This window comes from Paraburkholderia sp. J11-2 (assembly GCF_905220185.1).
Lineage (GTDB): Bacteria > Pseudomonadota > Gammaproteobacteria > Burkholderiales > Burkholderiaceae > Paraburkholderia.
On the sequence record NZ_CAJMYY010000026.1, the window covers coordinates 1 to 13,752 of the forward strand.

Annotated in this window: 13 protein-coding genes and 1 pseudogene; 5 read left to right on the forward strand and 9 right to left on the reverse strand. The window is 63.2% G+C overall.

Annotated features, from left to right (window positions below; genetic code table 11):
• From U5A57_RS30390 to purU, 4 genes and pseudogenes are all read left to right on the forward strand, one after another.
• A pseudogene (locus U5A57_RS30390) lies at positions 1-265 on the forward strand (hypothetical protein); the annotation flags it as partial.
• Positions 266-347: 82 nt separating this feature from the next.
• Positions 348-785 (forward strand): hypothetical protein, encoded by a 438-nt coding sequence (locus U5A57_RS30395; RefSeq protein ID WP_321915386.1) that lies wholly within the window; start codon positions 348-350, stop codon positions 783-785.
• Positions 786-792: 7 nt separating this feature from the next.
• Positions 793-1,212, forward strand: a complete 420-nt coding sequence (locus U5A57_RS30400; RefSeq protein WP_321915387.1) for a DUF4279 domain-containing protein — start codon at positions 793-795, stop codon at positions 1,210-1,212.
• A 645-nt stretch (positions 1,213-1,857) separates the two neighbouring features.
• Positions 1,858-2,739 carry a formyltetrahydrofolate deformylase gene (gene purU / locus U5A57_RS30405; protein WP_321915388.1) on the forward strand — a complete coding sequence of 294 codons (882 nt, stop codon included), beginning with the start codon at positions 1,858-1,860 and terminating at the stop codon, positions 2,737-2,739.
• Between the two features lie 16 nt (positions 2,740-2,755).
• Here purU and U5A57_RS30410 read toward each other — a convergent pair whose 3' ends face one another.
• A complete protein-coding gene (locus U5A57_RS30410; protein ID WP_321915389.1) occupies positions 2,756-3,019 on the reverse strand; it encodes a hypothetical protein in 264 nt (87 codons plus the stop codon).
• 247 nt (positions 3,020-3,266) lie between these two features.
• Between U5A57_RS30410 and U5A57_RS30415 the strand changes: the two genes are divergently transcribed.
• Positions 3,267-4,385: a GlxA family transcriptional regulator gene (locus U5A57_RS30415; protein WP_321915488.1), complete on the forward strand. Its 1,119-nt coding sequence runs from the start codon at positions 3,267-3,269 to the stop codon at positions 4,383-4,385.
• A gap of 603 nt (positions 4,386-4,988) precedes the next feature.
• On the opposite strand, the gene U5A57_RS30420 is transcribed toward U5A57_RS30415, so the two are convergent.
• The 8 genes from U5A57_RS30420 to U5A57_RS30455 form a co-directional block, all read right to left on the reverse strand.
• The gene (locus U5A57_RS30420) at positions 4,989-5,960 is read right to left on the reverse strand and encodes a GlxA family transcriptional regulator (protein ID WP_321915489.1); all 972 of its coding nucleotides are present in this window, start codon (positions 5,958-5,960) and stop codon (positions 4,989-4,991) included.
• A gap of 63 nt (positions 5,961-6,023) precedes the next feature.
• On the reverse strand, positions 6,024-6,920 hold the full coding sequence (choW, locus tag U5A57_RS30425) for a choline ABC transporter permease subunit (protein WP_321915390.1): 897 nt from the start codon (positions 6,918-6,920) through the stop codon (positions 6,024-6,026).
• Positions 6,913-8,082, reverse strand: a complete 1,170-nt coding sequence (locus tag U5A57_RS30430) for a quaternary amine ABC transporter ATP-binding protein (RefSeq protein ID WP_415764740.1) — start codon at positions 8,080-8,082, stop codon at positions 6,913-6,915. The genes choW and U5A57_RS30430 overlap by 8 nt, the downstream gene beginning before the upstream one ends.
• A gap of 228 nt (positions 8,083-8,310) precedes the next feature.
• On the reverse strand, positions 8,311-9,171 hold the full coding sequence (locus U5A57_RS30435) for a glycine betaine ABC transporter substrate-binding protein (protein ID WP_321915391.1): 861 nt from the start codon (positions 9,169-9,171) through the stop codon (positions 8,311-8,313).
• A gap of 111 nt (positions 9,172-9,282) precedes the next feature.
• Positions 9,283-10,434 (reverse strand): hybrid-cluster NAD(P)-dependent oxidoreductase, encoded by a 1,152-nt coding sequence (locus U5A57_RS30440; protein ID WP_321915392.1) that lies wholly within the window; start codon positions 10,432-10,434, stop codon positions 9,283-9,285.
• A 36-nt stretch (positions 10,435-10,470) separates the two neighbouring features.
• Positions 10,471-11,712: an aromatic ring-hydroxylating dioxygenase subunit alpha gene (locus U5A57_RS30445; RefSeq protein ID WP_321915393.1), complete on the reverse strand. Its 1,242-nt coding sequence runs from the start codon at positions 11,710-11,712 to the stop codon at positions 10,471-10,473.
• A 49-nt stretch (positions 11,713-11,761) separates the two neighbouring features.
• Complete coding sequence (locus U5A57_RS30450; RefSeq protein WP_321915394.1) at positions 11,762-12,583, reverse strand: electron transfer flavoprotein subunit beta/FixA family protein; 822 nt, start codon at positions 12,581-12,583, stop codon at positions 11,762-11,764.
• Positions 12,580-13,749: an electron transfer flavoprotein subunit alpha/FixB family protein gene (locus U5A57_RS30455; protein ID WP_321915395.1), complete on the reverse strand. Its 1,170-nt coding sequence runs from the start codon at positions 13,747-13,749 to the stop codon at positions 12,580-12,582. Before U5A57_RS30455 ends, U5A57_RS30450 begins: the two co-directional genes overlap by 4 nt.
• Positions 13,750-13,752 lie beyond the last annotated feature (3 nt).

The window sequence follows — 13,752 nt, forward strand, 5'->3', positions numbered from 1 at the left end:
GGTCCCCATTGGCCTGACGTGGATCGCTATCGGCGCCGCGCCGCGCAATGGGCATGCGCCGTTCATTCATCTGGCGATCTTCCAGCGTTGCGCGTCCGTCGTGGTGGGCGCCTTCTCCGTGTCGATGTGGTGCGCAGTGGTCGCCTTGTGCCGTATATGGACCGGCAGTGGACGCAGCGGCCGCGCGTGTTCCGGGTCACGCGAGCACCGCAGTTCTGGCAGTCAGCAAGTGCATCTGGCGGGGGAAACGCGAACCGTCCGTTGACATGGGATCTGTGGGTCGCGTTCAAGGCCGCCAGGAGGGAAAAACGGCTGGAGCAGGGTCTACCCTCTCTGAGGCATTCGATGTGCCTTCGCAGGGAACCAAAGCCGCAACGGGACTGACGCAAGCTGTAAGCAGTGCCGCAAGTACTGGCGAAGGAGATGGAGGCGCAGGATTCTTAGGGTTCGTTGAACCAGCGGCAGGCGCTTTGCTCGGTGGCAATGACGCTGATTTGAGCGGCGATGCCATCGAAGGCGAGTCGGCGACGCTCAGTGATGCACAGCCGTTCGACTATCAGCCGCTCGAACTTAGTGCTGACGTAGCGCAGCTTGCCAAATCAACCAACAATCCAGACTACGCGGCGAAGATGCTTGGCTACGATCGCGACACATTCGGCGACATGGTGCACGTCATGAAGGACGATCTTGACTTGCGTGGCGACGATAATGTCATTTGGCACGACAACGGAAATATCGAGTTTAGAAAAAACATCATCGGCAACATGCACGATTACGCATTCTGAGCACGACATGACAAACACACACCAACTGGCCTATGTCTCGTTCTCGGTTGCCGGAGATAGTCTCCACCCCGAGTTCTGGACGGCATATTTCGGGGTCCCCCCGGATTTTTCGGTCGTGAAGGGCCAACGATTCAAAACTCCTTCCGGCCGGTTTAGCAGCGTACAGGGTCGGACCGGAGTATGGGGCATTCGAAGCAAGACAGCTGTTCGTAGTGATTCACTCGAACCTCATTTTCGCTATCTCATCCGTCACCTAAATCTACCACGCGAAGACCTCCGTCAACTCCTTGCAGACAAAGACGCACACATGCGTTTCTTCTGCTACTGGGACAACGAATCCGGTGATCGTGTCCCCGATGTGCCCGGTGATATTCGCGTCATGATGGAGACAATGGGCGGTACAGTCGAGATTGACGAGTATCGATAGCACAAGGCCGACAAGTCTTGTGCAAGGTGGCATTCATACTGAATCGAGAACGCACCTACAAATCACTACAGCGCGACCCGCCCAATGGAACGCCCTCGCCGGGAAAAGCGGCGCATGCCGCCGATGTCAGAGGTCAGAGGGTATTGATGGAGAACCATCCTGAAAGCGGTGCGCTGTTGTAATGTGGCCCGAAAAAAGGGCATGCAGCGTACCGGTGCGCCGGCCAGGCCATCCGTTCAACTTCATGCAAAACGTCAACATGGCGCAAGATCAGATTGCCTCGTTGCCGTAGTTCGCGCGGCTCACGACATCCACCGGGCGGCGAGCGACTTATGCGCACGAAGAAGCGCCCACGCCGCCTACTCCACACCCTTACCTGCAGACCCACGCATCTCTCCATCTCCGTTCCAGATTCGCCTCAGCCCTAAAAGCCGCGCGCTAGGAGCAAAGCGACAGCCATCAGGGCAAAAGCGCTTTGCTTCGGGTCGGCGCGCGTCTGCCGCGTTTGGCGTTTTCATTCTCGCGATACAGCGCGTGGGTTCTATGTGCCACGCCCGGATTGATGGCTTACTTGCGCCATCACGCCAGCGCCCCGGCACGAACCGCAAGACGCACCGGGCGCATCACGACACGAGGAGAACGCGCATGCCCACCGAAGACCCACAGCACCGCTACGTGCTCACGCTGTCCTGCCCCGCCGCCGCCGGGCAGGTTGCCGCGGTCGCCGGCTTTCTCGACGCGCACCGCGGCTATATCGACGAACTCACGGTGTTCGACGACGACATCAGCACGCGCTTTTTCCTGCGTTGCGTCTTTCACGAGGTCGTGCAGCCCGGCGCGGGCGAGCGCTTCGATCTCGCGGGCCTGCGCGACGAATTCGCGAGCGTCGGCCGCAAGCACGAGATGACCTGGGCCATCCACGATCTGCGGGTGCGTCCCAAAGTGCTCATCATGGTCTCCAAGCTTGAACACTGCCTGGCCGACCTGCTGTTTCGCTGGCGCATGGGCGAGCTGCAGATGGACATTGCGGGCATTGCCTCGAATCACCGCGATTTCGAACCGCTCGCGCGGCAGCACGACCTGCCGTTTCACTATCTTCCTGTTACGCCGGAAACGCGCCGCGAACAGGAAGCCGCGATCCTCGACCTGTTCGACTCGACCGGCTCGGAGCTGCTGATTCTTGCGCGCTACATGCAGATTCTTTCCGACGAAACGAGCCAGAAGCTGGCCGGCCGCGCGATCAACATCCACCACTCTTTCCTGCCTGGCTTCAAGGGCGCGCGGCCCTATCATCAGGCGCATGTTCGCGGGGTCAAGCTAATCGGCGCGACGGCGCACTTCGTCACCGACGATCTCGACGAAGGCCCGATCATCGAGCAGGAAGTGCAGCGGGTCGACCACTCGCTGAACCCGGAGCGCCTGCTGGCCGTCGGGCGCGACGTCGAATGCGTGACGCTCGCGCGCGCCGTGCGGGTATTTCTCGAGCGCCGGGTGTTCATCAACGACGGGCGCACCGTCGTGCTGTAAGCACGAGCGAGGGTGTTCAAGCCGCCGCGTTGCCGTGGCGGCGCTGCGCTTGCGCGACTAGCGCCGCGAACGGGCCTTCGCTCATCTTGCTGGCCACCCGTTGCGCGTAGTCGTGATGCCGCTGCTCGAGCGCCGCGCCCACGCAACGCGCCTGCAAATAGCGCAGCAGCCCGATGCGCCCGTGCCCGCGCGTCATGCTCTGCTCCAGCAGCGCGAGCGCGGCCTCGGCGTCGCCGTGACGGGCGCGCTTGTTGAGTTCGACGGTTTCGGTGCGCGGCATGAAAGCAGGCCTCGTGGATAGGTTCGGCGTGGGGCGCGTGCCCACTAGCGAGTTGACCAAAGCGGCGGCGCCGCCGCTAGAACGAACGCGCCAGGGCGACAGAACCGCGCCGCCATGCGGCAGGTATTCCTTTCAACATTGCGCGGATTTCGCTTTTGCGAAGATCGATGGCGGAAAACGACAAGCGCCAGGGGGTCATATCGAGGATGCTTGGCTGAAACCGTATCGCCGATTTCCAGCGCCCCCCATGTCCGACACACTTGCCACCGCCGTTTCCTTCGACGCCGCTCCCAAGGAGCGCATTCGCTTCGGCATCGTGCTGCTGCCGAACTTCACGCTGACCGCGTTCTCCGGATTCGTCGACATGCTGCGTTTGTCCGCCGACGAAGGCGATTACAGCAAGCCGGTGCGCTGCTCCTGGCGCGTGATCGGCGAAACGCTCGCGCCCGTGCGTGCGAGTTGCGGCATTCAGATCGCGCCGTGGGAAACCTTTGCCGATGCCGAGCCGGTCGACTATCTCGTGGTCGTGGGCGGACTGCTGCACTCCGGCCCGCACGCGAGCGAAGCCACGCTGCAGTACATCCGCCGCGCGGCCAGCGGCGAGACGACAGTGGTCGGGATCTGCACGGGCGTGTTCGCGCTCATGCGCGCCGGCGTGCTGGACGGCCATCGTATTTGCGTGAGCTGGTTCCACTACTGGGACTTCATCGAGCGCTTCCCCAACGTCAATGCCGACGCTATCGTCGCCGACCGCCTGTTCGCGATCGACCGCCGTCGCATTACGTGCTCGGGCGGGCGCGCATCGATCGACGTCGCCGCGGCGATTTTGCTGCGCCACTTCGATCACGCGACCGTGCAGAAGGCGTTGCGCATTTTGCTGGTGGGCGAAATGCAAAAGGGCAATGCGCCCCAGCCTCACCCGCCCGGCCTCGAACCCGCCACGCACCCGAAGGTCAAGCGCGCCGTGCTGCTGATGGAGCAGCAGGTTGGCCGCAACGTGCCGCTGGAAGAGCTGGCCTGCAAACTGAATCTCTCGGCGCGGCAGCTCGAACGGCTTTTCAAGGCGGAAACGGGTAAGAGCCCGCGTGCGTTCGCCAACGTGCTGCGCCTGCGCACTGCGGCCTGGCTGCTCACGAGTTCGGATCGCACTGTTGCCGATATTGCTTCGAGTTGTGGGTTTTCGGATGCTTCGCATCTTGGGCGCGAATTTCGTAAGCAGTTTGGCGTGCCGCCTGTCATGTTTCGCGCGCAGCGCAGTGGGCAGGATGCTGCGCAGTTGGCGGATCTCGATGCGCTGTTGCGCAGTGAATCGCCGCTTGCGCGGGCGGATGCTGAGGGGGGCGTTGTTCGGGTGTCGCTGCATTGATGTGCTTTTTTTGTTGTGGTCTTTCTGGGGCTTTGGCGTTTCCTTGTGATCGTGGCGGTATGCCAGCGTTGCCCCTGTGCGGGGCGGCACCTACTTTTCTTTGCAGCGGCAAAGAAAAGTAGGCAAAAGAAAGCCGCTCAAACCGCTAATGCCTGCCACAGTTCACCTCGCACCACCCCAGGTGAATGGCTCCGGAGCGTCTGTCACCTCGCACCATTCCCGTTAGTGACAAAGCGCTCATTCGCTCCCGCTGCTCGCTACGCGCGCAGCGGCCGGGTCTGCAAGGGAAACCAGGGGCATTGTCATGCGGTAACGCAATGCAAGCGCACCACTGGTTTTAGGTTATGCCCTTCGGCGCGCGTAGCGCCGCCGGAAGGATGAGCGCTTTGTCACTCAGTTCGGTGGTGCGAGGTGACAGACGCTCCGGAGCCATTAACCCTTGGTGGCGCGATGTGAACGGTGGCAGGCGCTAGCGGTTTGAGCGGCTTTCTTTTGCCTACTTTTCTTTGCCGCTGCAAAGAAAAGTAGGTGCCGCCCCGCACAGGGGCAACGCCGGCATACCGACGCGAACACAAGTTCCAACCGTCAGCAGCAGCAAGCCCCCTACTCCCCACGCCGCTCATGACTCGGCGCATGCCCAAACTGCACCCGATACGCCTTACTAAAATGGCAAGGCGAATTAAACCCGCAAATCGCGGTCACACGTGAGATCGACGTATCGGTGGTACGCAACAACTCACGCGCGCGTTTCAACCGCAACGTAAGGTAATAATGCGTCGGCGATACGTTCAAATACGCCTTGAACATTCGCTGCAAATGCCGCTGCGAGAGCCGCACGAGCCGCGCCAGCTCCTCCAGCGAAAGCGGCTCCTTGATATTCGCTTCCATCAGCCGCACGACCTCCACGAGTTCGGCCCGCGAAAAGCCCACGCGCGCGTCCACGGGTATGGGCTGCAGATCAGTGGAGCTGCGAATGCGTTCGAGGATGAACTGTTCGGACACCTTGGCAGCAAGGCTTTGCCCAAGGCGCGCGCCAACGAGTTCAAGCATCAGGTCGAGCGGCGCGGTGCCCCCGGTGCAGGTAAGGCGGTCGCGATCGACAACAAACAGCTCGTCGGCAAAGCGTACGCGCGGAAACTCCTGGTGCAGCACCGTAAGATCTTCCCAATGCACGGCGCAGCGATAACCGTCCAGCAACCCGCTCGCCATCAGCGCGTATGCACCGGTGCAGATGCCGCCAAGCGGCACGCCCTGCTGCGCCACCATGGCGAGCGTGGCGCGCACGCTGTCGCTCATGATCTCGCGAATGCGTATGCCGCCGCACACGATCAGCACGTCGGGCAGGCACGCCGGGGCGAGCGCCTGCGCGGGGCGCACCGTGATGCCGTTGCTGGCGCGGGCCGGTGCGCCGTCGAGCGAGTAGATCGACCAGCGGTAATGGTCCGCGCGCCCCACGTAGTTCGCCATGCGCAGAACCTCGACCGCGCTCGAAAACGCGATCATCGAAAAGTTCTGCAACGTCAGGAAACCGAAATGCCTGATGGACGATGCCGTGCGCGTTTCGGGCTCGGGCATGGCGATGTCGGTCGTCACATTGCGCTCCTCGGGAACGGCGGTTGATCGTATTAGTTCAAACCATTACGCCTCGACGACTGCAGGCCGCACGCGCATTAGATGCTTGAGCCCGGAGAACAACGGTGCTTTCACGGCGCCCGGTGCGCGGCCAAAGCTTTCGGTAATGCGGTCGAGAATAATCGCGAGCAGCACGACTGAAAGTCCGCTTTCGAAACCGAGGCCAATATCCAGCCGCTGAATACTCGCGAGCACATCGTTGCCAAGACCTCCCGCCCCGACCATCGAAGCGATGATGACCATGGAAAGCGCCATCATGATGGTCTGGTTCACGCCCTGCATGATCGAAGGCAGCGCATTCGGAAACTGCACCTTGTACAGCAACTGCCACGGCGTGCAACCGAACGCCTGCCCGGCTTCCACGATCTCGCGGTTCACATGCTTGATGCCGAGGCTCGTGAGGCGCACGGCGGGCGGCATGGCGAAGATCACGGTGGAGAGAATGCCTGGCACGCGGCCAAGGCCAAACAGCATCGCGGCAGGAATCAGATAGACGAAGGCCGGCATCGTCTGCATCAGGTCGAGGATGGGCCGCACGATGGTCTGCACGACCTTGCTCTTGGCCGTCCAGATGCCGAGCGGAATGCCGATCACGAGGCTGATCACCGTTGACGAAAGCGTGAGGCCGAGTGTCACGACGGTCTGATCCCAGAAGCCGGTCGCATAGATCAGCAATAGCGAACAGGTCGCGAAGATCGCGAAGCGCCAGCCCACGCGCCACAGGCCGATGGCGATGAAGAACGCCATGAGCGCCCACATGGGGATAGCCTGCAAGCCGTGCTCGACAAGTGCGGCGAAGCCCTCGATGGCCTTGCCGACGGCATCGAAGCTGTTGGCGTCGTGGTCGAGCAGATAGTGAACCGACTGATCGACCCACTGGCCGATGGGAATGATCTCAGACATGAGCACCTCGATTACGCGTAATGACCTTCAGAACGGCAGCCTGATCGATGGAGCCGCAGTAACGGCCCTCGTCGTCGACCACGGGCAGCGCCGTCGTGTTCGCACACACGCGCGTCACGACCTGCTCCAGCGGCGTGCCCAGCGTGATGCATTCGACTTTCTTGAGCGACGGCTGCGCGGCGCCAATCGCATCGCGCGTGACGAAACCGCTGATGCGCCGCTGCCCGTCCAGCACGAACGCGTATTCGGCGCTGCCGTTGAGCGACGAAGCCACGCTTTTCGCGTCGAGCGAGCGAATGAGCGGCACCGCTTCGCGCTGCATGAGATCGCCTGCCGTGAGATAGCGGCTCGTGTCCACGCCGTCGAAGAACGCGCGCACGTAGTCATCGGCAGGATTACTGATGATTTCCTGCGGCGTGCCGATCTGCACGATGCGACCGCCTTCCATGATCGCGATGCGGCTGCCAATGCGCAGCGCCTCTTCAAGATCGTGCGAGACGAACATGATCGTGCGGCGCTGCTCCTTTTGCAGTTGCAGCAGCACGTTCTGCATTTCCTTGCGCTTGAGCGGATCGAGTGCGGAAAACGCTTCGTCCATGATCATCAGCGAGGGATTCACCGCAAGCGCGCGGGCGAGACCCACACGCTGCTGCATGCCGCCCGAAAGCTCGGCGGGCAGCTTCTGCGCAAATGCCGCGAGACCGACTTGCTCAAGCACGCTCAGCGCGCGCCGCTCGCGTTCCTTGCGGCCCACGCCCGCCACTTCGAGGCCGAACGCGGCGTTCGCCAGCACGCTGCGCTGCGGCATGAGCGCGAACGACTGAAACACCATGCTCATGTCGGTGCGGCGCAGCGAGACCAGCTCCGAGCGCCGCACGGCGGCGATATCGCGCCCGTCGATGATGACCTTGCCGGCAGTGGGCTCCACGAGCCGGTTGATGAGCCGGATCAGCGTGGACTTGCCCGAGCCGGAAAGCCCCATCAGCACGAAAATCTCGCCTTCATGCACCTCGAACGAGGCATTGTTCACACCGAGCACGTAGCCGGTCTTGGCGAACAGTTCGTCTTTCGTTGCGCCCTTGGCGAGCAGCTCACGTGCAAGCTTCGGGTTGGGCCCGAACACTTTGCATAATCCATCGACCACGATCTTGGGGGATTTCATCGACTCCATCTCCTCGAACGGCAGGCGCCGGCCCGCACGGTATGTCTACATGGTTGCCAGAAAAAGCCCGGCCGGGATGGCGAATTGCGACAGACGCTTACGCAAAAGCGACACGGCGCCGCTTCAGGAAAATCACGTGCTGCGCGTGCACAACCGCGGCGCGCACCCCGTAACGGACACGGGTCTGGCGGGGCCACAGCGGGCCCCCTGCCGTTTTTCTGCTGATGATTACTGCGTGGCTGCCCAGGCATTCACGCGGTCGCCGTGCGCGGCGATCCACGTGTCGGCGGCGGCGTCGGGCTTCTCGCCGTTCTGGATCGCGAGCATCACGCTGTCGATCTCGCCCGGCTTCCACTGGAAGTTCTTCAGGAACGCCACCACCTGCGGCGCCTTCTTCTCAAGCTCCGGGTTGGCCACGTTGTCCACGTGCTCGGCTGCGCCGTACACGTTCTTCGGATCGTCGAGGAAGCGCAGCTTGTACTTGGCGAACATCCAGTGCGGGGTCCAGCCCGTGACGATCACGGGCTTTTTCGAGCCCACATCGCGCGCCAGCTCGGCCGTCATCGCGCTGCCCGAACTCGGCATCACGCTGTAGCTGAGGTCGTATTGCTTGACGGCCTCGTCGGTTTTGCGCATCACGCCCGCGCCCGCGTCGATGCCGACGATGCGCCCGCCGAACGCCGACTTGTCCGCGTTCAGATCGGCGATGCTCTTCGCGCTCACGTAGTCAGGCACCACGAGGCCGATCTTCGCGCCTGGGAAGTTCGTGCCGAGGTCGACCACCTTGTCCTTGAACTGCGCCCAGTACGCGCCCTGGGTGACCGGCAGCCAGGCGGAAAGCGTCGCGTCGAGGTCGCCGCGCGCCACGCCCTGCCACATGATGCCCGCGGCCACGGGCACGAGTTGCACCGGGTAGCCATAGCGCTTCTCGATGATGCGCGCGGCCACGTTCGACGTCGCCACGCTGTCGTCCCAGCCTTCGACATAACCGATCTTCAAGGTCGGCTTGCCGTCGGCAAATGCCGGGGCGCTCAAGCTCACCATCGCCGATAACACACCGGTCCAAAAGAGTTTTCCAGCCAGCTTCATGGTCGATCTCCTGTGATATGGGCAAGCGCCCCGTCCTATGCAGATTCGCCCGCCACAATCTGCCGCTAACGTCGATTTACGACGTGTTCTTGTCGTTGCGCGACGCGCGCGCTATTTGTCGACGACGAGGTCGGACAGCGGCTTCGAGCAGCACAGCAGCGCCATGCCTTGATCGATTTCGCGCTGGCGTATGCCGCCGCTATGCTTCATCTCCACCTGCCCGGAAACGAGCTTGACCTTGCAGGTTCCACACATGCCCTGGCTGCACGAAGAGGCCAACCGCACGCCCGCTTGACGCGCGGCATCGAGCACGGTCTGTTGTGCGCCGCATTCAATCTCGCGGCGGCTCTTCGCGAACGTGATCTTGAAGCTGGCCGTTTCGACGGACGATTCTGATTCCGCCGGAGGCTGCTCCACCGGCGCTTCGTCTGGCGCCGTAAGCGTTTCGAATGAAAAACTCTCTTCGTGGTAGCGTTCGCGCGCGAAACCGGCTTCGTCGAGCAGATCGCGCACGGCTTTCATGTAGGGTGCGGGCCCGCAGGTAAAGATTTCGCGCTCCATGAAGTCCGGCGCGATGAGCTTCAACAGCGGCAGCGAAAGAAAGCCGGTCACGCCCGGCCAATCGGTGCGTGCGCCCACCCTCTCGCAGACGAACGACGTGCGGAAATTGGCGCGGCTCGAAGCGATCAGTTCCAGCTCGCGTGCGAAGATGATGTCGTCGGGCGTGCGGGCGCTGTGCACGAAAACGATGTCGCGGTCCTCGGCGAGATCGTGATGTGCGCGGCTCATCGACATGAGCGGCGTGACGCCCGACCCGGCGGAAAGAAACAGATACTTCGGCGCAGGGTGACGCGCGCACGTGAATTCGCCGGCCGGCCCGAGCACGCGCAGCGAAACGCCGGGGCGCAGATTGTCGTGCAGCCAGTTCGACACCTTGCCGCCGGGCACCCGCTTGACCGTGATGGAAATCGTATGAGGCCGCGCGGGCGACGACGAAATCGTATAGCACCGGTTGATGGCCTCCCCGTCGATCTCGAGTTCGAGTGTGAGGAATTGCCCCGGCTCGAACGAGAACGTGCGGCCCTGCGGCGAGCGCAGGAAAAAACTCTTCACGTCGTGCGTTTCCTGCCATACGTGGCAGCACTCGAGGGTTTCTTCGACCTCGCTCGTCCACCGTTCGGGCAACGCGCCCCAGAACGCCGGGCGCGTCACCCGGCTGTCGCTGAGATCGAGTGGATTGAATTGGGCCGCGTCTCGCATCATGTCAAACTCCGCTCTCTTTACTTTTACGCGCGTGCGTTATGCGCCGATCTGCCTGGCGAGGCGGCCGATATACCAGGCCGAGAACTTTTCGACGAGCCCTTCCGTGTACGGCGAATACGGGCCCGGCTCATACGCACTGCTCGCCGCGCCGCGCTGCGAATACTCCACGAGCGTGCGGTCCTGGTTGTTGGTCGCGTTCCACACGGCGGTGAGATTGTCCACGTCGTAGTCGATGCCTTCGCGCGCGTCCTTGTGAACGAGCCAGCGCGTGCGCACGAGCGTCTCGCCCGCGGAAAGCGGAATGACCGAAAACGACACGATGTGATCGCTCATGAAGTGATGCCACGAATTCGGCTGCGTCCAGAACGAGAGACCGCCTAGATCCGCTGTGCGGAATTCGCCAAGCAGCTTCTTCGAGGCGACCTTCGCGTCGAGCGTTTGCGACTCGCCGCAGCGGTCGAGCGGCAGGCGTTGCGTGCGAAAACCGGTGACGTCCAGCAGTTTTTCGATTTCGACCGATGGCAGGTCCATTGCTTCCCACTGCTTCGCGCGCTCGTTGCAGGTGCGCTCGAACGCATCCATGCCTTCCGCATTGGCTTCCGTCCGTGCGTAGCCAAAGCCGTATTCGTAGAGCGAAATGGTCAGCTCGGGATGGTTCGCCACGCAGTGATAGCACTCGCGGTTGTTTTCCATCACGAGCTTCCAGTTGCCCTTCTCGATGATGTCGACCTGCGCGGCGACCTTGCAGCCCGCCAGATCGTGCGGCAGCAAATACGGCTCCATTTCGGCGCGCATGTCCGCGAAGTCGGTGGGCGGTTCTTCGGCGAGGCACACGAAGATCAGGCCCGCGAGATTTTCCACGTGCACGGTCTTGAGGCTGTGCTTGCAGCGGTCGAACTGCTCGCCCATGTGCTCGGCGAACATCAGCGCGCCGGTGAGGTTGTAGGTCCAGCTGTGGTACGGGCAGACGATATTGCCCACCGAGCCCTTTTCTTCATTGCACAGGCGCGCACCGCGATGGCGGCAGACGTTGTGGAACGCGCGCACCTGCATGTCGTCGTCGCGCACGATCAGGATCGAGTCGCCCGCCAGTTCGATGGTCACGTAATCGCCCGGTTCGGGAATTTCCGCTTCGGTTGCGACCTCGATCCAGTGCTGCCGGAAAATCGTCTCCATATCGAGCGCGAAAATCTCCTCGCTCAGGTAGAAGGGCGCTTCCAGGCTGTAACCCGCCTGACGCCGCTCGATCAGTGCGCGAATCTCTGCCGTTACTTTCATGTGTGCTCCGGATTTTTCATCCCAGTTCGTTGCCGACACGCCAGCAAAATCAGTAGTCGATGAGTTGATGCTCGCGCAAATAAGCGAGGATCACTTGTGCTTTTTCGACCGAACTCCCCTCAATTACGACGTTGCCGCCCCGGCTTTCGGTCGTGGTCGCCGAAAGCATGCGCGCGTGGCCCGAGCGCTTCTCTGCCGCGGCGAGGCGCACAGGCTTGCGCTCGATGGGGCCAACGGTCCATGCGGCGGATTCGGTGGATTCGGTGGAAGCGGCAACGCTCGCACGCGTGGCGTGCTCGGGCCGCACCGCGCCCGCACGCAAGCGCGCGTAGGCATAGCGAGGCTGGGCGTTGGCGAGCGGATGCACGGCGATCACGGCGGGCAGCGCCGTTTGCACGCGCCGGCGCAGCCCTTTGGGCAGGAACTGCCGCACGACGGCGGTGCGCGCGGCCACATTGACGTCGATGTCCACGGCGCTCCCCACCAACGGCACCCCAAGCGCGGCTGCCAAGCGGTACGGCAGCATGCCGCTGTCGTGCGCCCCTTCGGCGCGCGTGCCGGTCAAGACGAGGTCGTAACCGCGCACGCGCTCGGCGATAAGGCGCGCCGCGTCGTCGGACGGCGTGCAGGCCAGCACCTCCACTTCCTGCGCGCCTAGCGCAAGGTATTCGGCGAGCGCCGGATCGGCGGCATCGCCTGCATGCAGCACGGACAGACGCGCGCGATGCCGCTCGGCGAGCGTGCGCGCAAGGTCGAGCGCGAGCGCGTCGTTGCGGCTATAGCGCGGTGCGCCGCTTACCGGGTGGCGCCCCACTGAAACGAGCACGGCGATGCGCTCAATGGCGCGTTGAGGATCATGGCGTGCGTTCATGCGGCAACTCCTGCGCAATGCGTGTCGTCATGTATGGCGCTTGCCCCGCCCCGCGTGGCGCGTGCGGCCTGCACCTGCTCGATCAGCGCGGCGATGGTGCCTTGCGCGTCGCCGACCACGGTCAGATTGGCGCGCTTCGCGATTGGCGCGCTGCCGTCGAGATTCACGGCGATCACATGGCGGCAGTCCTTGATGCCCTGCAAGTGCTGCACGGCCCCGGAAATGCCGAACGCGATATACACGCTCGCCTCGACCGTCTTGCCCGTTGCGCCCACCTGCTTGTCGCGCGTGAAGTGACCGTTGTCCACGGCCACGCGGCTCGCGCCAATGGCGGCGCCGAATGCGCCCGCGAGCCGGCCAAACGCCGCGATGTCGGTCACGCCGTTGCCCGCCGAGACGATGAAATCGGCCTCTTCGAGCGCGACCTGGGCGGCGTCGATGGATTCGAGGCCGAGATCCTTATACGGCGACGCGAGGTCGTTGGCAGGCCGGATGAAATCGCCCGCAAGCCGCTCACCCGCACCAACGAACGGCAGCTTCGAATCGACGGCGTTCGGCGCGAGCAGGATCACATCGGGCAGCGAGCGCGCGGCCCACGCGCGCTTTGCCTGCTCGTACACGCCGACATGCTTCGCGTCGATCTCCACCACATGCGCCGCCACGCTCGCCCCGGCGCTGGCCGCGTAGCGCCGCCCGAGATCGCCGTCGCCATAGGCGTTGTCGGGCACAAATACATGCTTCGGGGCAAGCGCCGCCGCGCAGGCCCGCAGCGCGCGCAACTCGCTTTCCGGCGCGAACGTGCGGCGCTCGAATCCGGGCAGTTCGATCAGCTTGTCCACGCCGAGCGCCCCGGCGTCGTCTTTCAGTTCGCCGAACACGAGCAGCGCCACTTCGGTTTGCGCGTCGGCGAGCAGCGCGGCGGCGGCAATGGCCTGGCACGCGTGGTCGTCGAGCGCGCCGCGTTCGGCATGCGCGACTACGAGAAAAAACTGGTTCGGGTTGCTAATCACACGACGAGGCTTCGTCGCACCGGTGTGACCGTGTTGCATGAGCCATTGCGCCGCGCTTGCATCCGCGCTGCCGGTCTCGCCCAGCGTAATGCGCTTGAGGCCAGCCGCCGTGACGACGAAGGGGCGGCGCGGATCGATTCGTTTGAGGGTATTCATCGA